Source organism: Candidatus Obscuribacterales bacterium (assembly GCA_019744775.1).
Lineage (GTDB): Bacteria > Cyanobacteriota > Vampirovibrionia > Obscuribacterales > Obscuribacteraceae > SBAT01.
The window spans coordinates 130,176-154,105 of sequence record JAIETZ010000011.1; the positions used below are offsets into that span (position 1 = coordinate 130,176).

Annotated in this window: 23 protein-coding genes; 15 read left to right on the forward strand and 8 right to left on the reverse strand. The window is 46.9% G+C overall.

Translation table 11 applies throughout. The annotated features are described in order from the left end of the window. The first annotated feature begins 71 nt into the window (after positions 1 to 71). Positions 72 to 1,040 (forward strand): hypothetical protein, encoded by a 969-nt coding sequence (locus K2Y22_16410; GenBank protein ID MBX9880042.1) that lies wholly within the window; start codon positions 72 to 74, stop codon positions 1,038 to 1,040. On the opposite strand, the gene cobU is transcribed toward K2Y22_16410, so the two are convergent. Beyond that, the gene (cobU, locus tag K2Y22_16415) at positions 1,041 to 1,592 is read right to left on the reverse strand and encodes a bifunctional adenosylcobinamide kinase/adenosylcobinamide-phosphate guanylyltransferase (protein MBX9880043.1); all 552 of its coding nucleotides are present in this window, start codon (positions 1,590 to 1,592) and stop codon (positions 1,041 to 1,043) included. 51 nt (positions 1,593 to 1,643) lie between these two features. Between cobU and K2Y22_16420 the strand changes: the two genes are divergently transcribed. Further along, a complete protein-coding gene (locus K2Y22_16420) occupies positions 1,644 to 2,237 on the forward strand; it encodes a M48 family metallopeptidase (protein ID MBX9880044.1) in 594 nt (197 codons plus the stop codon). A gap of 655 nt (positions 2,238 to 2,892) precedes the next feature. Then, positions 2,893 to 4,167, forward strand: a complete 1,275-nt coding sequence (fabF, locus tag K2Y22_16425; protein ID MBX9880045.1) for a beta-ketoacyl-ACP synthase II — start codon at positions 2,893 to 2,895, stop codon at positions 4,165 to 4,167. A 104-nt stretch (positions 4,168 to 4,271) separates the two neighbouring features. Here fabF and K2Y22_16430 read toward each other — a convergent pair whose 3' ends face one another. Together K2Y22_16430 and K2Y22_16435 are read right to left on the reverse strand one after the other, a co-directional pair. Beyond that, complete coding sequence (locus K2Y22_16430) at positions 4,272 to 6,602, reverse strand: hypothetical protein (GenBank protein MBX9880046.1); 2,331 nt, start codon at positions 6,600 to 6,602, stop codon at positions 4,272 to 4,274. A 131-nt stretch (positions 6,603 to 6,733) separates the two neighbouring features. After that, positions 6,734 to 9,424, reverse strand: coding sequence for a hypothetical protein (locus K2Y22_16435; GenBank protein ID MBX9880047.1), 2,691 nt, complete (start codon positions 9,422 to 9,424; stop codon positions 6,734 to 6,736). 319 nt (positions 9,425 to 9,743) lie between these two features. Between K2Y22_16435 and K2Y22_16440 the strand changes: the two genes are divergently transcribed. The 7 genes from K2Y22_16440 to K2Y22_16470 all read left to right on the forward strand — a co-directional run bounded on the left by K2Y22_16440 (position 9,744) and on the right by K2Y22_16470 (position 14,753). Then, the gene (locus K2Y22_16440; protein ID MBX9880048.1) at positions 9,744 to 10,244 is read left to right on the forward strand and encodes a cysteine dioxygenase family protein; all 501 of its coding nucleotides are present in this window, start codon (positions 9,744 to 9,746) and stop codon (positions 10,242 to 10,244) included. Then, the gene (gene cysK / locus K2Y22_16445) at positions 10,244 to 11,212 is read left to right on the forward strand and encodes a cysteine synthase A (protein MBX9880049.1); all 969 of its coding nucleotides are present in this window, start codon (positions 10,244 to 10,246) and stop codon (positions 11,210 to 11,212) included. The genes K2Y22_16440 and cysK overlap by 1 nt, the downstream gene beginning before the upstream one ends. Before the next feature lie 2 nt (positions 11,213 to 11,214). Continuing rightward, positions 11,215 to 11,934 carry a serine O-acetyltransferase gene (gene cysE, locus K2Y22_16450; GenBank protein MBX9880050.1) on the forward strand — a complete coding sequence of 240 codons (720 nt, stop codon included), beginning with the start codon at positions 11,215 to 11,217 and terminating at the stop codon, positions 11,932 to 11,934. Positions 11,935 to 11,948: 14 nt separating this feature from the next. Next, the gene (locus K2Y22_16455) at positions 11,949 to 12,905 is read left to right on the forward strand and encodes a hypothetical protein (protein MBX9880051.1); all 957 of its coding nucleotides are present in this window, start codon (positions 11,949 to 11,951) and stop codon (positions 12,903 to 12,905) included. A 70-nt stretch (positions 12,906 to 12,975) separates the two neighbouring features. After that, positions 12,976 to 13,875: a hypothetical protein gene (locus K2Y22_16460; protein ID MBX9880052.1), complete on the forward strand. Its 900-nt coding sequence runs from the start codon at positions 12,976 to 12,978 to the stop codon at positions 13,873 to 13,875. Positions 13,876 to 13,959: 84 nt separating this feature from the next. Further along, a complete protein-coding gene (locus K2Y22_16465) occupies positions 13,960 to 14,304 on the forward strand; it encodes a hypothetical protein (protein ID MBX9880053.1) in 345 nt (114 codons plus the stop codon). A gap of 236 nt (positions 14,305 to 14,540) precedes the next feature. Next, entirely contained in the window at positions 14,541 to 14,753 is a 213-nt protein-coding gene (locus K2Y22_16470) for a hypothetical protein (GenBank protein ID MBX9880054.1), read from the forward strand. A 334-nt stretch (positions 14,754 to 15,087) separates the two neighbouring features. Here K2Y22_16470 and K2Y22_16475 read toward each other — a convergent pair whose 3' ends face one another. Both K2Y22_16475 and K2Y22_16480 read right to left on the reverse strand, forming a co-directional pair. After that, positions 15,088 to 15,306 carry a hypothetical protein gene (locus K2Y22_16475; protein ID MBX9880055.1) on the reverse strand — a complete coding sequence of 73 codons (219 nt, stop codon included), beginning with the start codon at positions 15,304 to 15,306 and terminating at the stop codon, positions 15,088 to 15,090. 1 nt (position 15,307) lies between these two features. Next, positions 15,308 to 16,441 (reverse strand): acyl-CoA dehydrogenase family protein, encoded by a 1,134-nt coding sequence (locus K2Y22_16480; GenBank protein ID MBX9880056.1) that lies wholly within the window; start codon positions 16,439 to 16,441, stop codon positions 15,308 to 15,310. A 109-nt stretch (positions 16,442 to 16,550) separates the two neighbouring features. On the opposite strand from K2Y22_16480, the gene rpe reads away from it, so the two are divergent. Both rpe and K2Y22_16490 read left to right on the forward strand, forming a co-directional pair. Beyond that, positions 16,551 to 17,213 (forward strand): ribulose-phosphate 3-epimerase, encoded by a 663-nt coding sequence (gene rpe, locus K2Y22_16485; GenBank protein MBX9880057.1) that lies wholly within the window; start codon positions 16,551 to 16,553, stop codon positions 17,211 to 17,213. Between the two features lie 58 nt (positions 17,214 to 17,271). Next, positions 17,272 to 17,868 (forward strand): hypothetical protein, encoded by a 597-nt coding sequence (locus K2Y22_16490; GenBank protein ID MBX9880058.1) that lies wholly within the window; start codon positions 17,272 to 17,274, stop codon positions 17,866 to 17,868. Here the strand turns inward: K2Y22_16490 and K2Y22_16495 are convergent. Further along, positions 17,865 to 18,257, reverse strand: coding sequence for a hypothetical protein (locus K2Y22_16495; GenBank protein ID MBX9880059.1), 393 nt, complete (start codon positions 18,255 to 18,257; stop codon positions 17,865 to 17,867). The two genes, K2Y22_16490 and K2Y22_16495, sit on opposite strands and share 4 nt — an antisense overlap. Next, complete coding sequence (locus K2Y22_16500) at positions 18,257 to 19,462, reverse strand: ATP-dependent endonuclease (GenBank protein ID MBX9880060.1); 1,206 nt, start codon at positions 19,460 to 19,462, stop codon at positions 18,257 to 18,259. Before K2Y22_16500 ends, K2Y22_16495 begins: the two co-directional genes overlap by 1 nt. A 64-nt stretch (positions 19,463 to 19,526) precedes the next feature. Here K2Y22_16500 and K2Y22_16505 point away from each other — a divergent pair, with 64 nt between their 5' ends. The 3 genes from K2Y22_16505 (at position 19,527) to ispG (ending at position 22,784) form a co-directional block, all read left to right on the forward strand. Next, a complete protein-coding gene (locus K2Y22_16505) occupies positions 19,527 to 20,909 on the forward strand; it encodes an MATE family efflux transporter (protein MBX9880061.1) in 1,383 nt (460 codons plus the stop codon). 93 nt (positions 20,910 to 21,002) lie between these two features. After that, positions 21,003 to 21,494, forward strand: a complete 492-nt coding sequence (locus tag K2Y22_16510) for a hypothetical protein (GenBank protein ID MBX9880062.1) — start codon at positions 21,003 to 21,005, stop codon at positions 21,492 to 21,494. Between the two features lie 60 nt (positions 21,495 to 21,554). Beyond that, complete coding sequence (ispG, locus tag K2Y22_16515; GenBank protein MBX9880063.1) at positions 21,555 to 22,784, forward strand: flavodoxin-dependent (E)-4-hydroxy-3-methylbut-2-enyl-diphosphate synthase; 1,230 nt, start codon at positions 21,555 to 21,557, stop codon at positions 22,782 to 22,784. Positions 22,785 to 22,848: 64 nt separating this feature from the next. Here ispG and K2Y22_16520 read toward each other — a convergent pair whose 3' ends face one another. Next, a complete protein-coding gene (locus K2Y22_16520; GenBank protein ID MBX9880064.1) occupies positions 22,849 to 23,832 on the reverse strand; it encodes an electron transfer flavoprotein subunit alpha/FixB family protein in 984 nt (327 codons plus the stop codon). Positions 23,833 to 23,930: the final 98 nt, after the last annotated feature.

Genomic DNA, 23,930 nt, shown 5'->3' on the forward strand with positions numbered 1-23,930 from the left:
AGATTATCCTGTTCCCATTTTAAACAACTGAATATAATTGGGACAAACCGGTACAGAACAGCAGGCAGGACATGAAAAAATCCATCCGTCTCCTTAACCTTTCGTTAGCAGTAGGCTCCCTATTAATGGGGTCAATTGCCGGCGCAACCACGCCTCCTAAGTCCCTTAAAACAGATTGGGGCTATGACGCCAAGGTCAAACCGGCTTTCCATCCCGACGCCAAAGCTAAGCCACAGAGCAACCGCATGTCTATGTTGCCTGTAACAACTGCCCCCATTGAGAAAGAAAAAGATCGCCAGGCACAAGCTGTAGAAGCTTGGCTTGAAGTGTATCAATTGGTCTCCATGGACAACGAGCTGACGGAGCAACAGCAAAAGCTTGTTCAACAAAGTCTCTATGCCAAATTAATGGCCGGACAGAGCGCCGAAGTTATGAGTGTTATGGAATTTTGGCCAACCGTAAAACGCGTTTGCCAACTCATGCCCGCACAGTTGGAAAACTACAAGGACTTATTCAAAGCTCTATTGCGCCTCGAATTGCGTACCGCTCAGCAAAATCCATCAAATTTGTCGGAAAAAGCCAGCGGAGAATTGGAAGTTATCGCACAGTTGCTTGGACCGGAACGCGTGGCAGTGCCGGGCGATCCACCTCTGACTGATGCGGCTATTCAGGCTTATGCAAACATGGCTTGTTTCATCTTTGAACAAAATCACCCCGGACGCACTGTTGACGCCGAAGACAATCGCAAACTTTTCGCCAATGTCATCTGCGATAAATATCGCAATGCCCCCGATAGTGCATCTCGCGAAGCAATGTTGAATTTTGATTTGACCTGGGCGAAGTTCAAAATACTTTGGACAAAAGGAACAGAAGCTGATCATCAACAAATGCTTGAGCAGTGGAATACCGGAGCAAAACCGGCAGTAGCAACGGCAGTTAAACGTCCTCCAGTTACCGACGTGACCTTGGGCGCTGTTTTAAATAACGGCCCATGGAAAAAAATTCTGTTGGCGAAAATTGCAAAACCGGCTGTTCAGTAATTACTTAAGCTTGACTTGCAACCCGGAGCACATGAGACGAACATCGTCGGCAATTTGTGCTACCCATTGGTTGGCATAGCCAAGAAAGTCCCTGTACGCTCTGCCTAAAACTGTGTCCGGCACCACACCAAAGCCAACTTCGTTAGTAACCAAAATGAATTTCTTTTCGGCGTGATCAGAAATTGCCGACAGCAATTTGTCCACTGCTGTTGCTACATCACTCTCGTATAGATATGGATCTTGCCCATCCTCATATCTCTCCAACAATAGGTTGGACACATATACGGATAAGCAATCTAAAATCACGACCGCTGGTCCACTAGTCAGTGCATTGACTGCCTCCGGCACATCAACAGGAACTTCAATCGTTGTCCAATCGTGAGGACGACGCTGTTTATGCCGTTGAACACGAGCGACTCCCTCTTTGTCATTTGCCCAGACTTCCATGGTTGCAAGATAGACGACAGGCAATCCGGATTCCAGCGCAAGCTGTTCAGCCAATTTGGATTTGCCTGATCTGGCACCACCAGTAATGAGAGTAAGATTCTTCATTTGACGTTCAAGATTTGAACCACTTATCATACCGTCAATTCAGGGGGTTTCGTGAAGCAACTGGAAATCCAATTCCCAAAATCACCGCAGCCTCGTCGTCAAGCAGAGGCACCTGCTCCTGCTGCTAAAGCAAGCTATCTGACTTTCATGACCGAGTATGTTCGGCAAGTCAACGAAGACACCTTGCGTGTCACCATTGGCGGTGTCAGGATTGGGTCAGCCAAATATTCGCGTCTGGCACAAATAAATCTCCACACGCGCATCATTACCTTCTCTCGCTACGCAATTGAAAATGTACCGGAAAGAGGCCGCCGCTATCTCGTCTTGCACGAGCTGGCACACGTCAAAGAACCCACTCACAACAAACGCTTTTGGAACATCGTCGCCCAGTTTGAGCCCGACTACAAAAGAGTTGGCAGCGAGTTAGAAAAAGCGTTTCACGCCAATGTCCTTGAAGAAATGCGCCGCCAAAAAAGTGGCAACAAAGCAACGCCGCCTCTTATTTGGACGCCGCGACTTGATCATGCCGAAGAACTTGATTTTGATTACAACAAATTCGGCGGCAGCCACGATCTCGACTGTTCGTGGGACAGCGTCGATGATCTAGACGGTGGAATTATTACCGGTGGTTGGGACGAAGAATAACTATTCGACGAATTCGCTGCCAATCGTTGTGTGATCGTTGACTATGACAGTCACAAATGTAGCAAACAATAAAACTGCTATACCTACAAAAACGCCCATAACGCCCTCCCAATCAGGCTGCGCATTTCAGGACCGATTCAATTGTGCGAACGTAACTGTGGTAATTAGAGCCTCTTGTCAGAGCACCCCGCAAATGAATTCTAATTAGTCATTTGACAACAATTTTGACGCCAAATCCAGTCTTGGATTTGCGGAATACAGCCAAAACAATATACAGAACCTAAATAATTGCCAAAAGGAAAGTATAAAACTAGCTAGTGACCGCCTTATACGGTTAGAATTGCCAATGGTCCAAAAATAAGCGAAGCAAGCGTTGCGGTAGCGAAGTAGCGACGAAGGAGCTACGGAGCGGACTTGAAAAAGACCCAATGCGCGCCAAAGCGAACCTCGGTTGCTGGATGGCAAGCGAAGACACAAAAATTGGACAAGCGAAGCAAGCGTTGCGGTAGCGAAGTAGCGACGAAGGAGCTACGGAGCGGACTTGAAAAAGACCCAATGCGCGGCAAAGCGAACCTCGGTTGCTGGATAGCAAGCAAGGAGACAACCCAGTGAGTTGTCGGGGCAACCGTAAAAAGCGAAACCGGAGCGTTACATTGTGATCAGAAGCAACAGAAGAGTCGTTATTACAGGCATAGGGATGGTCAGTCCCCTAGGAATCGGCAAGGAAGACAACTGGAAAAACCTTCTTGCAGGACAAAGCGGCGCAGGTTACATAAGCCTTTTCGACCCAGACGCTGAACGTCTTGATGTCAAGATAGGCGCTGAGGTCAAAGATTTCGACATCACCAACTTTTACCCGGACAGACGTAAATGGGGTTCCATGCTCAAAGAGATGGACCGCGTTACGCTTTTCGCCATGGTTGCCTCCAAATTGGCAATGGCAGACGCCGTACTCGATATTCGCAAGGAAGCAGATCCAGAGCGCGTCGGTACCTTTATCGGTACAGGGGTTGGTGGTCTAATTACGACAACCTTTGAACAGATGCGCCTGATGGCAGACGGCCCACGCAGCATAAGCTTGCGTTCAATCATCAAACTCATGCCTAATGCTCCGTCCGGACAAGTAGCCATTGAATACGGCGCCAAAGGCCGCGCAAAGAGCGATGCTACTGCCTGCGCAAGTGGATTGGATGCATTATTCGATGCTTTCATGTACATCAAGAACAATCGCGCCGATGTAATGATCTCCGGCGGAACAGAAGCTTCAATCAATCCATTTGCAATCGCTTGCTTCAGCAAGATGATGGCATTATCCAAGCGCAATGACGATCCACAAGGTGCCAGCCGTCCATTTTCAGCTGACCGCGATGGCTTCGTCATGGGCGAAGGCGCCGTTATCCTCATCTTGGAAGAACTGAATCACGCCTTGAAGCGCGGCGCTCCGATTTTTGCTGAGATAGTCGGCGGCGGAGCCAGTTGTGATGCCACGCACATTGTTGCCCCTGACGAGAAGGGTGCTGGTGTTGCTCGCGCTATGAAAGAAGCATTAGCTGAAGCGGAAATGAAACCATCAGATATTGATTACATCAATGCTCATGGCACATCGACACCACTGAATGACGAGCGAGAGACAATCGCCATCAAATCCGTCTTTGGTGATCATGCTTACAAGATTCCAATTTCCAGCACCAAGTCCATGACGGGACACATGCTTGGAGCAGCAGGCGCATTGGGTGCAGCCGTCACTGCTATGTCTATTCAAGACAATATGGTCCACCCAACAATCAACTACGATAATCCGGATCCGAAATGCGATCTCGACTATGTACCAAACGTAGCTCGCGAAGCCAAGATTAACACCGCCCTAGTTGAAGCCCTCGGCTTCGGCGGACATAACACAGTATTGGTACTGAAGCGCTTCGTAGCGTAGCGTCGTTTGTCGTGCTTCTCGTAGGGGCGCATGCAATGCGCCCTTTTCCAAGAATCTCACGTCTCTAAGATGCGAGATCTTCGGCTAACGGCTCAAAATAACTTTTACTGCTTCGTCGCTTGAACTGTTGCTTGCTGAGCAGCGTAGCTTAACACGCTCGGATCCGGCATTGCCGGATCATTATTTAGGCTGCCACCACTTCCCATCATACCGACATTTGCACTTTCAGTATTCTCAACTGAATAAGAAAGCGCTGACTGATGACGGCTGTCTTGTGAGAGAAATGGAAAACGTCTGACCATCGCCTCTCTAGTCACAGCAGAGGTAGCGGAAGAACGCTTCGTCGAACCAAACAACTCCGGCATTGTACCTTTTAACTCGTCATACTGAGCAAGCGTATCAGCATCAAATCCACCAAGTATCCCTGACATGCCGGCATTTGGACCTCTTAGCGAATGACCTCTGTCAGAAGCCTTTAAAGTTTGAGAAAACGACGGCGTTACTATTCTTGTAAAACTAGTAGTTGGTTGAGCAGGCGGCGTAAAACGAAGTCTTCTGAAAGCCGGATGAATTTGAGCTGAGACAACTTCTGCTGCTTCACTTGGCGGCGAGTATAATCCGACTCGGAATCCTAATTCATTCATCCAATCAGGAAGTTGCTTGCTGAACTTCTCATATTGCTTCTCTTCAAATAAAGACTGCCAAGTATTCGTCGGACCCGTGATTGTAATATCGTCACTATTGGAAGCAGAATGCGCCGCCACGATGCTACCACCTACTGCAGTAAATGGTACAGCGTAAGAAGTAAATTTGGCATTGACACCAGAAACAAGTGAAGGCTGTCCGTATTTAGATTCGTACTTGAATTCGATCTTTGAATCGCCTTTGGTTCCAAACTGGGATTCAAAAGCAGCTATCCGCTCTGCGCTGAATGGATTTGAAGTCTCAACAGGTGCAACTTCAACTGCTTTCGCCTCTCTAACTTCAACAACTTCTGTTTCCGCTACATTCGGTTCTGCGGCCTTGACCTGGACTGCATCGACTTCGGCTTGAGCAACTTCCCTGACTTGACCTTCTGCCAATTGCGACTCGGTCGTGACAGTTGCAGTGTCTTGTGCACGGACTTGTTCAACTTCGGCGTTCTTAACGTCGGCTTCAGTTACTTGAACTTCTTTCGCATCGACTTTTCTTGTCTCGGTTTCAATTACTTGAACTTCTTTTGCATCGGCTTTTCTTGTCTCGGTTTCAATTACTTGAACTTCTTTTGCATCGGCTTTTCTTGTCTCTGCTTCAGTTACTTGAACTTCTTTTGCATCGGCTTTTCTTGTCTCTGCTTCGACTATCTTCTGCTCGACAGCCTTAGCTGTATCAGCCTTCGGTTCGGCCTTCGGCTCGGCTTTCGGCTCGGCTTTCAGCTCAGCTTTCGGTTCAGCCTTGCCTTGCGGTTCTTGAGCTTTGAGATTTCTAGTTTGGTTCTCGATAGGCTCGCCAGATTTTGCTTCAGAAGATGCTTTGAGCTTGAAAGTACCAGACCCTGCATCGGCAGACTTCGCATTATCAATTACAAAGTTCCGCTCAATTTTGCATTGGAGAAGTGGAATCTTTCTTGAAGTCGGTACTGGTTCAACCTTCGACTCAGCTTTACCTTGTACTTTGGTTTCTGCGCTAGCATATTTAGCTTCTGCGCTAGCGTGCACATTCGCTTCACCATGCCTGGCTTTTAGGTGGAATTTACCAAACTTACCCAAAGCCATTTGCGCAAGCGGGAAAGTTGCTCCAAAAGCGGCACCTTCACCGGAGACATTTAGCAGATCGTTTTGATTTATTTCTTTGCCGGCAACCAAGCTGGACGCATAATAGCCGCCCACGGCACTGCCTGCACCAATTACCGGTTGAGCGGCAATTTTCGTGAATCGATACTTGGCCGGTAAGAGATGATTTGCGCCGTCATACATGAGCATAGTAGTGGCACCACCAGCGGCATTTGCAACACGTCCCTGCATGTTATCTGCGTTCAAGTAAAAGTCATGAACGCCGGCACCAACTACGTTGCCTACAGTTTTGTTGCTCAACACCTTAATGGCTGATTCGCCCAGCTTAAAAGCCGTACCAAATTTCTTGCCGACTGTTTGCGTTATTAGCCCCGCCACCGAATAAGTGACAGCGCTTACAGAACCATGCACAAAGAAATCAGTAGACTTACCTACAAAATCATCCGGCTCATGTTTGGTTTTTTCAGTCTGTTTCGCCGGCTGAGCCTTGCCACCGTGAGCCAACCAGTCAATGTCATTGGCAAAATTCTTTACCGGATCAAAGATATCTTGCTCAACTGCGTTCGAAAACGAAGCGCCCAGGTCGTTTTGTACCCAGCCTTGCAGAGTCCTTTTCTCAGGACCTTTCTTATCGTCTTCAAACTGCCCAGTCTGCGAAGTCATCGCTTCACCACATCTCTAAACGTCGGTGCTTTCAACCGAACCTATGCAGAATAGGCACAGATTAGACAAAAATCAGACAGATGTCAGTGGGAGAATTACGAACTGGGCGCCAATTCCAGCTATTTTAGAAATTAAGCTTCTTCATCCTGGTTAGGTTTGCTGCCTTGTCCGACGCCGGTAGAAGGTGGTTCCTGTTGTCCGGAAGCGGTTGCTGTAGAAGTCGACGCTAGGCTATAGCCTGGACCGAAATCGACGCGTGAGTCAGGTCTGACAAAGAGTGCTGATTGCCGTTTTTGTGCATCGTTTGCCAGGTATGGATAGCGTTTAAGCAACATTGCCTGCTGTGCATCCTCTGCGGTGTGCAGCAATTGCATCAAGTGGTTGTATTGAGCTAGAGACACGGCATCAAAACCACCTAAAATTCCAGGAATACCTTGCATTCGTCCAGTGAGGGTGTGTCTGTTTCCGAGGGTGGACAAAGGCTTGAATGTCGGCGATACGATTCTGGCATCGTCTGCCAAATGAGTTCGAGTGCGTTGCACAAAAGCAATCACCTTGCTTGTCTCGGGCGACGATACCGTACCTGGTGACAAAAGGACTCTATGTCCAAATGGTTTCATCCAATCCGGCAATTTTTCAATGCGTTGATTTTCTGCACGTTCTTCGACAACCTTAGCGAACTCTTGTTTTGACTCGTTGACGCCGGCATTCATTGTCACCGCTGAAAAAATTGGGTTGACCGGATTATCTAGCCTGACGGACTGTCCTTCGTTTGTTTCGGCTTTTGCCAAAGCTTCGCGCTCCGGAGCAAAATCCATTTTTGGTGATCTCTCGGGTGGATAAACATAGCTAATCGTTGCTGTGGAATCAGAAATAGCTCTATAGAGCGTGGCGGCGGAAATGTCCGTATACAGATGAGATAACAAATCCCTGTTGGTTGCCAGACTTAGAATCATCACTGTCTGCACTAACCGAGCAGTTGTATCTGCGTCCTTTGATTGCTCGATAAGATCAATTGTCTTGAGCAAATTCGCATGCGCCAAATCGCGCATAGTGTACAAATTGTCTATCTTAGTGGACAGCACGAATTGAGACTCAGTTGTTTTTGCATTTTCCAAACGTTGAAATTCAGCAGCAGTCTTAACAACGGACACATCCGCGACAGATATTTTCAACTTGTCTGCAATAGGTGCCGTTGCTTTATTTGTCTCAACCAACTTGTTGTAGTCCTTCACGCTGGTATCAAGAGAAGCAATTGCCTTATCCTGCTGGGCTCCTTTGCCGGTAATTGCATCTTGCACATCTCTTTGCACAATGCTTGCTTTCTGCACAAGTGCTGCGCCTAATGGGTGACTAGTGTCTGCATGCTCTTGCACTGGAGCAACCGCCTTGGTGATGTTGTCGACGGCGCGGGCAACATCATGCTTAGGCTCAGGGGCTTTTGCCACCACCTCTCGCATGATGTCTTTACTTTGAGCCGGCTTCTCTACCGGACGATCTGTTGCAACCGGCATAGCTGGAGTTTCACTAATACGGACATCGCTCGTTTGACGTGTCAGTGGTTGAGTCTCAGCCGGCGGCTCAAAACTTCTAGCTGGAGAAATGTTTGTCGGCGCAGAAGGAATCGAAGAAATGGTTCTTGGAGTGGTTGCTGGCTTGCCTTTGCTTGGCGTATCAGCCTTCGCATCCGCAATGACACCCGGCGACGGATAGTCACCACGCAAATCAGTCGAGGGCCTAATTACCGGAGTTGTAGATTTTGGAGGAGTTGTAGATTTTGGAGGAGGTGTGTCTTTTGTTGGCGTCGCGTCTACTGTCAAATTAATGACCAGCTTCTTGCCGCCATCAAACCAGTGGCCAATTGTGTGACCACCGGCATCAATAGCTGTGCCGCTATTTGCCACCGGCATTTTTACATCTGATATCGGCGGGGGAAAAGGTACGTCTCCTTTTCCAATTGGTTTCTCCACAATCAAAGGCTTAACATGATCATCCTTCGCAATCTTCGTCATTGGCAATTCGCCTACTACAGGAGGCGTCTTATAGACGGACTCAGTTGCACTTATCTGTAAAACAACTTTGCTTTCCGTGTTGAACGGCACGTGCGCGTTTTTCTCATCGCTTATAACCGTCGTCTCTTTGACCTCAGCCACCTTACCTGTGATAGTCGGTTGTTTGGCATTAATTACTTCACTAGCAGGCGTAATTGCTTTGTCCAGAGTAGTCTCTTTCGCAATTGTGGTTTCTTTAGCCGGTGCGGCTTCCTTCGCCGGCATAACTTCCTTAGACTGTGTGACGATCTTTTCTTTCGCAGAAGATTCCTTTACCGAAGGTTCCGGCTTCTCGTATACGCTTTCGGTGATACCGGTTTGCAAAAAGATTTTGCCGTCAGTCGATTTACTCGATTTTGTCTCTATCTTTTCGTCAATTGCTTTTACCTGTTTTTCCGCAGGCAATTCATTCCAAAACTGCTCACCGATGCCGGTCTCCGCTTTTGTTTCACGTGAGCTGTTGAACATTCTCTCGTACATATCGTCGCCGGTTTTAATCAGCGATTCGCCGGCAGGATCAAGAACCCCCTGCATGGCAACCAGTCCCTTAAGCTCGGTTTTCGGCGGAAGCTCACTCTTCGGGGCATTGCTATCATCGGTCGTCACGTTAGCTGCTTGCGACAGTATTTGACTGGCTTCGGTTTGCTCCTTGGTCCCGGCATCGGCTTTGCTCGTCAGTTCCTGTTTATCCGAGCCGGCAGGCGCAGCCTTACGCCGCTCAAGACCTTCGTCTGAGCCTTTCGGCGTCTCTCTGCTGTTATCACCAGTCATAGTGTTAGTAAGTCCTACCTGTACTTATTTTTCCCATCAGGCGTGGCTTTAAAAACCATTTGAAGTGCCTTTGGGCTCTTGCTTCTAGCCGAACCAGGCAACTTTTAGACTAATTTCCAAGCGCCAGATATCGCCAGTGCCAATGAAATTTACTAAGATGTCAATATTATGGGTAGTTTTAATCTAAAAAGCGAGCACAATTAACCTTGGCAGCCAATTGCTCAAACCGCTAGCTTATGCGGATTCAAGGCTACTTCCGGCGATTTGCTCTATGATTAGTCCTCCTCAAATTAATCTTGCGTACAGAGGTTCTTACTAAATGTCCCTTTCTAGAGTTATCGAGCTAGCCGAAGCAGTTGCACAAGGCAAGTCATCTCGTGACGAGCTGGCTAAATGCCTGTCCAACTTCGTAGAAGAAAAGTTATGCATAGACGAGCACTTGTGCTGGTCTGCCGAGGGCTACACGCGGAAACAGGTTTACTGCTCGGAAAATGTTGAAGTAGTCATTACTTGTTTCCAGGGCAATCAAGAAAGTCCACCGCACGATCATGGTGGCTCCTGGGGAGTCGTTGTGCCTTATCAAGGCTCAATCAGTAACAAATTCTTTGAACGCATTGAGGGCAATAAAGTTCGTCCGACAAGCATGACAGTACAAAAGCCAGGTGAAGTCCTCATCCTCGAGAAAGAAGATATTCACCAGGTCACAGCCAATACTTGCGCCGACCATGGCAATCGCCATGCCTCAATCCATTGTTATTTCCCTCCGATACCAACTATGAACCAGTTTGTAGTTGAAGAAGAAGCACTAAGGAAGAAGTAATGAACATAGCTAAAGACATAACACATCTAATCGGCAACACTCCATTAGTACAGCTCAATAACCTAACGGAAGGTCTTGGTGCAACGGTTGCCGTCAAACTGGAATCGCTAAATCCTCTAGGGTCAGTCAAAGATCGCATCGGCGTATCAATGATCAACGAGGCGGAAAAAGCCGGTCTTATCAAACCTGGTCAAACAACAATTATTGAGCCGACATCTGGCAATACAGGAATTGCTCTTGCCTTTGTGGCAGCAGCTAGAGGATACAAACTTATTCTCACTATGCCTGACACAATGTCCATGGAAAGACGCAAATTGCTCACAGCACTTGGTGCAGAAATTGTCTTGACACCAGGCATCATGGGCATGAAAGCGGCAATTGCCAAAGCGGAAGAAATCGTTGCTCAAACTCCCAACGCATATATGCCCCAACAGTTTAACAACCCCGCTAATCCCAAAATTCACCGTGAAACAACCGCTGAAGAAATTTGGCGCGATACAGACGGCAAAGTCGATATCTTTGTAGCCGGTGTCGGAACAGGTGGCACCATGACCGGTGTCGGACAAGTTCTAAAATCCCGCAAGCCCTCTGTTAAATGTGTCGCTGTTGAACCAGTCGATAGCCCGGTCATAAGCCAGACAATGGCCAAGGAAGAATTGAAGCCGTCACCGCACAAAATTCAGGGCATTGGCGCCGGTTTTATTCCGTCAATTCTAGATGTGTCCATAATTGACGAAGTAATAAAAGTGACCAACGACGAGGCTTTCATCTACGGTCGTAGATTAGCCAAAGAAGAAGGTATTCTCTGTGGGATAAGTTCCGGTGCCGCCATTTGCGCAGCATTGCAGCTTGCCAGAAGACCTGAAAACAAAGGAAAATTGATAGTGGCAATTATGCCGTCTACAGGTGAGCGTTATTTATCAACTGCACTTTGGGCAGAACCGGCAGCTGAGTTAGCAAAAGCATAGCAATGTCAATTCTTGAAGATATAGCAAGCATTCAGCAAAAGGATCCGGCTGCAAGAAATTGGCTGGAAGTACTGCTTTGCTATTCCGGATTCCACGCAGTTGCCATTCACAGAATGAATCATGCCATCTGGAACTCAGGTGTTCCGGGGAGCAAATTAATTGCACGTTTGAACTCTCAAATAGTGCGTAGCTTCACCGGCATTGAAATTCATCCAGGCGCTATATTGGGACGCCGTGTATTTATTGATCACGGTATGGGCGTTGTGATTGGCGAAACAGCAGAAGTTGGTGATGATGTAATCATCTACCAGAATGTCACATTGGGAGCTCGCGCTGCGGCTCGTGGCGGAGCTGCCGCCAGAGGCACAAAGCGTCACCCGACATTGGGCAAAGGTGTAGTCGTCGGCAGCGGAGCCCAAGTCTTGGGACCACTGCAAATCGGTGACAACTCTCAAGTTGCATCCGCTTCTATCGTACTAAAAGATGTACCATCCAATTCTGTTGTGGTCGGTGTACCAGGTAGAGTTGTTTCTCGAGACGGACAAAAGGTTTCCGACGACGTACCTGATATTGAAGCAGAGGCAATTAAGAGCCTAAAAGACCACATACTCGCCCTTGAAGCTCAGGTAAAACAATTAATTAAAACACCGGAAGCAACAGTTACAGAACCAATGCCCCCCATGGACGCAGTGGATGTTTTCTTGCATGGGGCCGGCATCTAAACCAGGAGTATCAAATGATTTTGTCTCGCCTAATTCCGTTTATCGCGGCAGGCTTATTTCTCGTTGCCCCATTTAGTCCTTGTTTGGCCAATGACACTACGGCAAATCAGAACCTATGGCTACAGCTCATGCAAAAAGGTTCATCAGCACGCCAAGCCGGCAATTTAGACATGTGTGAACAGTACTGGCGACAAGCACTGGAATTATCCAATACATTTGCTATTAATCAAAATTGGCAAGATCAAAATATCCGCTGCTTGATGAGCGTCCTTAGCGAGCAGGGCAAGTGCAGCAACCTAAAGCAATTTTTTCAGGCGCTGGTGGCAAAGCGAAAAGGGGATTTGGCTGAATCAAATCCATCTCTGATTTGTCCACTTGATGCTTTGGCAACAACATTTGCTTGCGCCGAAAAAACAGAAGAAGCAGAATCAACCTACAAACAAGCATGGCAGATTGCGAACAACCAAGATCCAAAAGATGATCACACTAGAGCAGGCATCTTAATTCATCAAGCGCAATTGCATGCAAAGTTTAAATTAGCCGAAGCGGAGACTGAACTCAAGCAGGCATTAGATCTATTGCAAGACGCCATCGTAGATCCGTTGCAACCGGTAGCTCTTCGGCAATTAGCAGAAATTCTAACAAAACAAGATCGCTCAATAGAAGCCGTCGCGATGGCGAGATACGCTTGCGATTTAGCAATGCGTTTTTACCAATCTCCTACTTCACAGTTGTCTTACAATCAAACGCTGGCTTCAGCCTGCATGAAGGCTGAGCGCTTTGGCGAAGCGATTTATCCAACTAGCATTGCCAAAACTTATGCCAAAAAATTGGGACGTCAACAAGATTTTGAGGCTTTGAAAAAGCAATTATATGAAGCGCAACGCCTGACAAAACTCAAACCCAAGACGAATATGAGCCTAGGCAACAAAGCCATAAAATGGCAGGTGCCGGGCGATTTAATCTACTAGTAAATTGAAAACTGACTTGCCTGGGAATAAAGTACATTATTCCTAACCAGTAATGACGCAAGGTAACGCAATGGTAGACCAAGCCAGAGATCCTGTAAAAGCGGCTGATTCTGTCTTTGAAAAGCTGAAGAATCATCAGGTACAAGGCGCTGCCAACCAATTTCGCGATGAGATTTACCGCATGGAAAAGGCCGGTGGCAATGTCGCCAATAATGAAGCCAAATTTCTCCAGGAACTGGCAAAGAAGTCCGAAGCTGCAGGTCAAAACGAGCAGTTAAAAAAACTTGGCTTTCCGGAAATTCACATTACCCAAAGTGGTGAGCAGATACGAGTCAGTTTTGCAGACAATGGCGCAAATGGTTCATTTTCAGAGCAAAGTGTCGATTTTGAATTTACTCAATACTCGCGTCAACATCAAACAAAAGGCGTCCATGAGTTGCAATCCAATGAGTTCAAGATATCCGAAGCACCAAAGCCACAACAACCAACAAACAATTTAGAAGTTGGACGTACCAATTCAGGCGCTTACATAGGAAATGTTCGAGAACGGCACCAATTGGAAGAACCCCCGCAGAACCCACCAACTGACGCATCGCCAAATTATCCAAAACCTGTTTATGTGTCCGACAACAGAATGAAGGCTGGGGCTTCAGACGATCAATTCAGAAATCCGGATGGATCATGGAATTATGATTCACTTGCAGCCATGGGTGGACCCATGCTTACTGGACATAGCAGACACTGGCGAGATCAATTTCATTCAAGCTATATTGATACAGACATTTATCTCCCGCAAAATGCGCTGCAGAGAATTGGTGGTGGCCGCATCGTTGGACATTTACCAAGTGGTGATCCAATTAACGGCTCAATTGTAAGATTCGCTGACGGTCCGCATTTTGTGGGTACAACCACTCCATTTAGCGTAGGATATGGCAGACAAGTGTCTATCGACGCCAGACTTCATTACTAATATGCCGGCTTACTCATAGAGACTTGTCCAAAACTCCTCCTAGTCGCATACATAGTGGATACGAGGAAGTGGAGGATGCTTACTATGATTCAGACAGCAGATAGAAATAAAGTTTACGTGGCGCAAAATGGTGTTGTTACTGCCATAAAATATCCGGATGACTGCGTACGGCTGTTTCACCACGACGACAATGGTCATGTAGACAAACTATTTGAACTTCGCTGGCGGATGCAAGAAGCTCTCTGCGCTCTATATATTCGAGACGAACGGGGCAAGTGGCTTGTCGGCTGGGACCATCCGGATAAGGACTCAATTTACGAGTTCAAAGAAACTCAAATAAGAGACCTTAACGTCACACCAGAAGGGTTCATTCAGGTTTTTTACGACAACGGCAGTATTTTAAGAGGCACTTCTTACCAATTGCAGTAAGTGTCGTACCTGCCGTCAAAAACCCAGTCCGATGAGCCTCCATCCGGTGTTATCAGAATCTTTTGCCCAAACCAGTCCAAGCTACCAGGTTCAAAAGACCAAAAAATGAGCACAGGAGGCTCTCCAATGACACTATGGGCTTTTGGAGTAGTTTAAAATACCTGATTATCCGACCTGCAATTAAGTACAATAATCTGGGTATTAATCTAATAGGCAAATCAGAAAGGACGATCGTTATGGCAGAGACTGAGCTGGAAAATGCCTTTTCCACACTAGCGGCAGCCTTTACTTACACGGAAAATGAAATCAAGGAAGAAGTAGAGGTAATCAAACAGCAGATTGTTGCGCTTAAAGATCGCATTCTCGAGCTGCAACACGACAAAGAATCGCTTGCAAAAGACAAGCAAGCGATAGGTGAAATGCACGCGCGTTACGACAAAGAGGCTTAAGTAGCCAAGGAAAAAATGCCCGCTATTGATTGCCCCTACTGCGGCGCGATTATGAATATGCCATTGAAATTTTGTCTGGCATGCGGACATGCAGTGTCCGAAACCGACCTGCGAAAATACGGCGGCATAAAGACAGCCATGAGGGGTGGTGTCACTAAGCGCCTTGACGAAAACCTTTCACACTCTTCCTTCGAGAGAGTCAAGAAAAACTACTTCATAGTAAGATCAGTCAGAGAAGCACTGTGGATGCTGGCAATATTTCTCGGCTCGCTTTTGATTTTCTTCTTTGCCCTCAAGACATTTATGGAAGCCTATGGCAAGAAGCACCTACTGCCTAAGATATACCATCATCAGTATCACCGGCCGGACGAACAACGCCCATCTCGATAAGCAGCAAGAATTCCTCACGGCTCCAAATCTTTTTAACAGTCGGCGATTTATATAAGTTAGCGCGAATTTGTTTCTCGCCGGCGCTGACAATTTCATAGAGGTACTCCTTCTCGTAATAAGGAGGCGCCTTGACGAAGACCTTCTGACCTTTGACTATATCCATGTTATCGAGCTGAAACTAATTGTCTGGCAATTGCCGCTTTAGAGGAAGCTCCAATTGATTCATACACCTGCAAAACCTTGCTGTCGCGCATAAGCTTCTCTACAGGATATTCGCGTGAATAACCGTAGCCACCGAAAATCTGCACAGCATCGGTGGCAATCCGTGTGGCTGCATCTGATGCAAAAACTCTTGCAGTTGAAACAATATTCTCTGCATTTTCTCCAAGACCAATGAGATGAGCGGCTTGAAATATCATCAAGCGTGCGGCTTCAATGTCTTTTGCCATATCGGCTAACATAAATGACACTGCTTGGTGATTGGCAATTGGAACGCCGAAGGTAGTTCTTTCTTTGCCATAGACTACTGAATGTTCCATCGCAGCACGGGCAGCTCCCACACTCAATGCACTAATCTGCGGCAGCACATACTCGAAAGCCTTCTTGGTCAGTTGAAGTCCTTCGTTTTCTTGTCCGATCATTTGCTTGGCAGAAACGGTTACCCTATCAAATATCACATCACGAAAATCTTGAGCCTTTAAACCCAATTCACTTCGCCTGTCGGAAATCTTAATTCCGGAAGCATCTGCCTGAACTACAACTGCTACAAAACTACGCATGTCCTCATCAGAGGCAAGAACATAAAACCATTTCGCGCGTGAAGCATTTGCCACCATTTTGCGAGAGCCGCATATGACTAATTCGTCTCCCTTCTTCTTATAAGTGAAACCAGCCTTACTTGCACCATTACACATAAGGGACGGCTCAACAAGCCACGAGGCAAAAGACAATTGCGAAGCAATCGGTTCAACGAATTCGTTTTTCTGTTCTTCCGAGCCATGCAAAATTATTGGAGCCAGTACCAAATTATTTGCTGCAATTGATAACGCGATGGCCGGACAAGCCGCTGCCAATTCTTCGGTAATCAAACACGAATCCCAAGGGCTCAAAGCTAATCCACCCAGCGATTCCGGCACATTAGTATTCATCAAGCCAATTTCAAAAGCTTGCTTGATTAGAGGCATCGGAAACTCTGCCGACTCATCATACTGATGTGCTTTCGGGGCAATCTCATTGGCGGCAAAATCTTTGGCTAATTGCCGGTACTGATCTTGATCTTCAGTGAGCTTAAAGTCCATATATTTCCTTAATAGCAGTATCTTCTCGGTAGGGCGTTTCATAGGATAATAACCTTATCGCCCGTGGTTAGCATTATTGGCGATACAGGTACTTCACATAGGATGCGTTATGAAAACACTGGTGGCGCCTTCAATTCTTTCAGCTGACTTTGCCAACCTCGGTCACGAAATCAAGAGGGTTGAGGAGGCTGGAGCCGATTGGATTCACGTTGATGTCATGGACGGACACTTCGTTCCCAATCTAACAATCGGTGCACCAGTCGTTAAGGCAATTCGCAAACAGACAAAATTACCTCTCGATGTTCACTTGATGGTGACGAATCCTGATCAACTTCTGCTTGACTTTGCCGAAGCCGGCGCCGATCACATTATTGTTCATGTCGAAGCCTGTACTCACTTGCAGCGCACCCTGTCGCACATCCGCTCTCTTGGCAAGCTTGCCGGTGTTTCTCTCAATCCGGCGACTCCGCCGGAAACTCTGCAATATGTCTTGAATGACATCGACGAAGTGCTTGTAATGTCCGTCAATCCTGGGTTTGGAGGACAGAAGTTTATTCCTGCCGTGGTACCAAAGATCCGTGTCATAAGACAGATGTTCAATGAGATTGGTCGTGACGTGCATATTTCCGTCGATGGTGGCATCAACGACCAAACAGCCAAAACAGTTGTGGAAGCCGGTGCCAATGTTCTCGTGGCCGGCAATTACGTTTATCGCTCAGACAATATTGCCGAAGCAATCGCCAGTTTGAAAGGGCAGCCTGTCAGGCGCTAGCTTTCCCTGATAAATGATATATAATCTTCGACACCTAGCTTGTTGAGGAAGATTAGCCATGCGGAAATTTGCGGTATTACTACTAGCAGTATCAACATTACTGACCGCACCGGCATGGGCGGCGGATGCCGATGATGACGGCGAAGAAAAAGAAAAGAAGCCGTCTTACATAAGAGACACCTCTTCCATCGGTCAAAGCAGAAATGGTGTTGTCGCAGCCGATCAAATTCTTGAATTAGGAGTTTTGACACCAAATTCCCTGCAGCTGCAAGCTGAGCAATCTTTGCGTATGGGAAATTTGGATCGTGCGCTTATGGTTTTGCAGCGTTGCGTAGAGATGGCACCGTTGGATGTCGAAGCACGTATGACCTACTCGCAAGCCCTCGAGCAAGTTCTCACGAAACAAAAGAAGCGTGATCCAAAGCTATTCAACTTCCTTGTAAAACAATGGTTGTTTGTCGCCAAGAAAGCTGAGTTTCCCGATCAGAAGATGCAGGCTTACAGCAAGCTTTACGACTTAACAGGTGCAGCGCCGGGACGCTTTGAAAGAGCAGACAAATATTTAGCACGCGTGCTTCTACCTGAAGACGGTTCTATTCCTGTAGCGTTGAATGCCAGCCATCACAAGAAGAAAGAAAAGAAGGACGAGATCTAGGTCTGACTTTTCCTGGATTTTTTCAGCAGCCAGATAGATATATTTTTCAGCATTCTAATAAGTCCATAAATGATGGACAATAGTCCGACTTTGATCCAGACCATCGAGACATGCATTTGGATGAGGTGGTCCTGCACAGGGCGTGCATATTCCGGCAGGATATTGTCCGGCATATGCTTTGCTGTTTCTAAAACAAAGCCTATAAGTACATTGCCGATGCCAAAAACAAACCATGGCCATGCCGGTTTATAACTGACTAAAAGCGGTACAAAACCAGCCAATAGAAGAAAGTCCGGCAGCCAAATATAAGGCGAACCTGCTGGAATAACAAAGGACAATGCAAAACTTATAAGCCAGATGACACAAGCAAAAATGCTTACCTTGTTCATCAGCCGGAAATTGCTCCCTTTAAGAGATTGGCAATTACCTTTATTTCAAGCGGAATCTGTTCCACCTTTAGTCCGCCGTCGACAATAGATTTTGCAAAGCCGACCTTATCAAAATCACCAAGACCTCTGGCGCGCCATAAACGATTGAGGATGACCGTGCGTCTTTCTTGTCCATCAAGATCGCTCAATGTGATTGGAGCAGTGTCTTTATATGGCTGCAAATAACGATTTAGCAACTCGATAACAACTGCCTTTTCAAATACATCTTCAATTTCACCGGAAGATAAGACGTGCAAGCGATCACAGGGGCGCAGCATATCCATCACCAGCTGTGATTCTTCTGCTGCGTCATTATCTAGAATAACCACAATCGGTATATCCACTAGGTCTCTTAAATCTAAATAGCGTCGAGCAGCTTGCTTGGCGCCCCCAACTGGAGCAACTAAGACTGCCGAACTATCCAAATCTATTCCCAAATTGCGCGTCAAATAGGGAATTAAAAGCGCTTCTGTTTGTCCTTCAACTATCAATAGAAGCTGAGGCAAAAATGTCCCAGGCAATTTATTGCGCCAGGCTGCATATACTTCGCGAAAACAAGCTTGAGCTTCCACGATGGTCTTGGCGTTGAATTCGTGAAAACGATTTTCAAATTCCTCCAGACAAGCAACGAAAAATGCCGCGCGTGTATCGCCAAGCCATGGTCCGTCGGAGTTGATTCTAGTAAAGTCCAATTGCATTTGGTCTAATGAATACAGCCAGTGCATCTGCGCTGACTCGACAGCAAGATCTTTCAACCAGGCATTATTCGATTCAATTTCTTTACCGTCTTCATTTCGCCACCACTGGCAGTACCAGGCTTCAAAACTGACCGGACTGTAACGTTCAATATCTTCCAAGGCAAGCACTGCGTTTAAAAGTTTATTGGCCACAGTGGTATTTTCAGAATTGCCCCCAAAAGCCAGACGGAAAATGCTTTCTTGAACCGTTCGAGGCAATTCCTCAAAAATGCGCGAGTTAACAGCTGGATATTTAATTTGTTTAGCGGAAAGTTCGTATAAGCGAGCAACTCTGTCACCGGGCTCGTCAAAGCTGACAAAGCGCTGCAAGCAGGACCAATATTCTTCGGCAGAAGCGGATCTAACCTTGTAGGGCACCCCTAGGTGCCTTATCTCGCCTTCGCCGGGTATTTTCTTTTCTAAAGCCAAAAATCCAAACCACTTAAAAGAATCAGTCTATTTATTATATGGCAAGGATTATATTGTAATACCTATGGCCGACGCTAGTAACACCGCCGGAAATTCCGACGCCGTCATTTTAGAGGGCTCCCTTTGGGCTGCCATCTGGCATATGGCATGGCCTATCGTCTTAGATTTTGGAGCTATCGCTCTTGCCAGCCTCTTTGATGCCTGGATTGCCGGCCGTATAGGGGCAAACGCCCAGGCGGCAATTGGCGTCGGCGCTCAAATAATGTACTTGCTCATTATTATGACTAATGCCCTGCCTGTAGGGACAAGCGCTCTTGTTAGTCGCTTTTGGGGAGCAGGCGACAAGAAAGAAGCCAAAGAAGCTGCCCGCCATTCAATGATTTTTGCCTTTTTCTTTGGCACGGTTACCGTCATTTTTGGCTTAGTCATATGTAGTCCATTGTTGAAATTCCTTGGTGCCACTCCGGAAACCGAAGAATTAGCCTGGCAGTTGCTTCGATTTGAACTAATATCGACCTTGCCCTTTAGCGTTATGTGGATAGCCAAATCCATATTTAGAGCTAAAGGTAATGCACGTCTGCCAATGGCCATTACCTTTTTCACTTGCGCAGTAACGGTAATAACCGAAATTGTTCTGTGTATATATCCATTTCAGTTCGGCATGTCCGGAATTGGTATTGCCTGGCTAGTTGCTGCGGCAATAAGCATGGTAATCATTCTCTACCTATTGAAAGAATCAGAATTTGGTGAATGCCTTAACTTCCACTATCTGCATCCGAAGTACTGGTCATTGAAATGGTTCAAACGCCTAATGAACATTGGTATTCCATCAAGCATTCAAGATATGGTCTGGGTCATTTGCAATTTCGCCATTCTCATTATTCTTGCGCGCACACACGACCCCACTGCCGGTCAAGCGGCCTGGGCTGTTGGCTTGCGTGTCGAAGAGTTGCTCGCTTCGTTTCCTTTATACGCAATGGCCCGCGCAGCAGGAACAATCATTGGACAAAATCTTGGTGCCAATAGACCAGACAGAGCCAGCCGTGCCGGTTGGCAAATTGCCGCAGCCTCTGCTTGCTGGTGTCTAGTTATGGCAATATGCATGTTCCTGTTCGGCAAACAAATAGCCAGCTTCATGAGTCACAGCGATGATGTGATTCTCGATTCTGTTCGCTATTTGCAAATCATTGGTCTTTCGATGCCGTTTCAAGCATTCGCCATTACTCTCTTTGGCGCAATGCAAGGCGCAGGCTACACTCGTTGGCCCATGGTGGCTGAAGTAATTTGCTTGTTGTTCATTAGACTGCCGCTTTGCTGGTATCTCTCCATTGAATTGCATCTTGGTTCAGTTGGCACTTGGGCAGGCATGGCACTATCTGTCGTGCTCGTAGGCATTTTGGCCAGCTGGCAATTCAAATCCGGCGCTTGGAAATCCCAAACTGTTTAAGTCTCACAATCAAGGGCAACATTTAACCTCTTGACTGTGAACTTTTTGCCTGCTTTTCCGTATATAGAGTATCAACACTGAGGGGTAAGCGTCATGGCAAGTAGTTTCTCTTTGGCATCTCGGCTTCAATATGCGGTACCGCAAATAAAATTGTGCATGGTGCACGAGAATTTTGATCAGGCCAATTTATATAGACTTAGAAAAATAAGTGATGTCGATCTTTATTTAGCACCACTGCGACATGCAACCGAAGAACACTTTGTCAGCCTACATTTAAATGCACGACAAGATATTATTGGATTGCATGAAGTCTCACATGGCTCACTGGTATCATCCGTAGTGCACCCACGGGAGGTGTTTAAGGCAGCTATTGCAGCAAACAGTTTTTCCATAATTGTCTGCCACAATCATCCTTCAGGAGCACGCGTTGAACCGTCGGATGAGGATATTGAAATTACTTATCGACTTTTAAAGGCCGGTAAGACTTTGTGCGTGCCTGTCATAGACCACGTAATCTTAAGTCCTAATCAACCTTTGTACAGTATTAGGGAAAACATGCCGGAGATCTGGGATTTCGGAGCCTAATATGCTATTTTTGGTCAATCATATAGAAACCAAATGTGATCCGCTTAAGGTTGCTCAATTATGCAGGGATACCAGCGACGCAATTCCACCTCCGTGAAGGTGGGCGACAAATTTATTGGCTCCAGCCATCCAGTGCTGGTGCAGTCAATGACCAACACGGCTACAGAAGATGCGGCAGGCACAGCCAAACAAATATTTGAATTGGCAGAAGCCGGTTCAGAAATTGTGCGCCTCACGGTGAATACACGGGAAGCTGCACAAGCTGTTCCTAAAATTATCTCCGAACTGGAAAAGCTGGGAGCCAATATTCCTCTTGTCGGTGATTTCCACTACAACGGGCATTTGCTTTTAAACGAATACAAGGACTGCGCCAAGCTCCTTGCTAAATACCGCATTAATCCAGGCAATGTGGGACGCGGCGACAAGCATGACGACAATTTCAAGTCGATGATTGATGTAGCGCTTAAGTTTGACAAACCTGTAAGAATAGGGGTCAACTGGGGCTCGCTTGATCAAGACCTGCTGGCGCGCATGATGGATGAAAACGCCAAATCGAAGCGCCCCAAAGATGCTCACGAAGTGCTAATTGAAGCTATAGTTGCCTCAGCCATTGAATCAGCACAAGCGGCAGAATCATATGGCATGCGCCACGATCAAATTATTCTGTCGGCAAAAGTATCAGAAGTTCCTGATCTCATTGAAGTCTACAGAAGACTGGCAAGCAGTTGCGACTATGCTCTACACCTTGGCTTAACAGAAGCAGGCATGGGCGCAAAGGGAATAGTTGCCTCAACTGCTGCTCTGTCTGTATTGCTTCTCGACGGCATAGGCGACACAATTCGTGTGAGTTTGACTCCTGAGCCAGGTGCCAGCCGCACACAGGAAGTCTTAGTCTGCCAACAAATCCTGCAATCTATTGGTTTGAGATCTTTCACACCGCAAGTAACGGCATGTCCAGGTTGTGGGCGCACAACAAGTTCCGTATTCCAAGAATTAGCCAAGCAAATTCAAGAACATTTACAGAGAGAAAGACCAATTTGGCAAAAGGAATTCCCTGGCTCAGAAGTATTGAAAGTCGCCGTTATGGGCTGCATCGTAAATGGTCCTGGTGAATCACGCCATGCAGACATTGGCATATCACTACCAGGCACCGGTGAGGAACCTCGCGCACCGGTCTATATAGACGGTGAACATGTCACAACCCTAGCTGGTCCAACTTTAGCAGCCGACTTCATTGCTATGGTTAACGATTACGTCAAGAAAAAGTACGGACAAGTAGCTTGCCGTTAAAGCACTTTCGTCATTGTTTTTGTAGGGGCGCATTGCATGCGCCCTTTTGGAACAACGAACTTGTTTAATTCTTCCCGTTCATGTGCTTCAGTTCTTCAGTAACCTTCGGCACAATCTCAAGAACATCACCAACGATGCCGTAGGTAGCATGTTTGAAGATAGGCGCTTCCGGATCTTTGTTGATAGCAACAATGACTTTAGAAGACGACATGCCGGCTAAGTGTTGGATGGCTCCGGAAATTCCACAAGCAATGTACAACTGCGGGCTTACTGTCTTGCCTGTTTGTCCAACTTGATGCTGGTGGTCAATCCAACCGGCATCGACTACGGCGCGTGAAGCGCCAAGTGCAGCACCCAGTACATCACAAAGATTTTGCAGCACAGGCCAATTTTCCGGTCCTTTGATACCACGACCGCCGGCAACGATAATTGGAGCTTCGGAAACTTCAATTGTTTGCCCCTTGGCGGCGTGAACTTCACCAACCTTGGCACGAATGTTGCCTGCGGCAACTGCCAGGTCTTCTACTTGTGCTTGATGCCCTGCATCAGCTGCAGCCAATGCGAATCTGTTTGGACGCAATGTCAAAAACACTAATGGAGAAGCAAATTCGTAAACACCATATGCTTTGCCGGAATACATAGGTTTAACGGCCGTCAATGACGATCCTTCGCTCTTGATCTCGGTAACATCCGTAGCAATTGGCGCATCTAGTCTTGCAGCCACGCGTGGGATGAGATCTTTAGCCATTGAGGTTTGAGCGCTGAATACAAATGCCGGATCAGCTTTTTTAACTGCTTCGGTAACAGCTTGCGCATAACCTTCTGTCGAGTAGTTAGCAAAATCGCCACTATCGACGACAAATATTTTTGCCGGCTTGTACTTGCTAATTTCTGCAGTCAGTCCTTTTACATTTTGACCAACTACAACTGCACTAACAGAACCACCAACGTTGCCTATCAAGCGAGCTGCTTCGGACAATGCTTCTAAGCTGGACTTTCTTACTTGTCCGTTGCGTTGTTCGATGAAAACTAAAATTCCCTGTGCCATTTTTGTATACCTCTTTGTGCGCTCCGGTTTCGCTATCGCTTCACCTTCGCTTGCTGTCCAGCAGCCGCCGTGCGCTCCGCTGGCGGACGGCTCCTCGC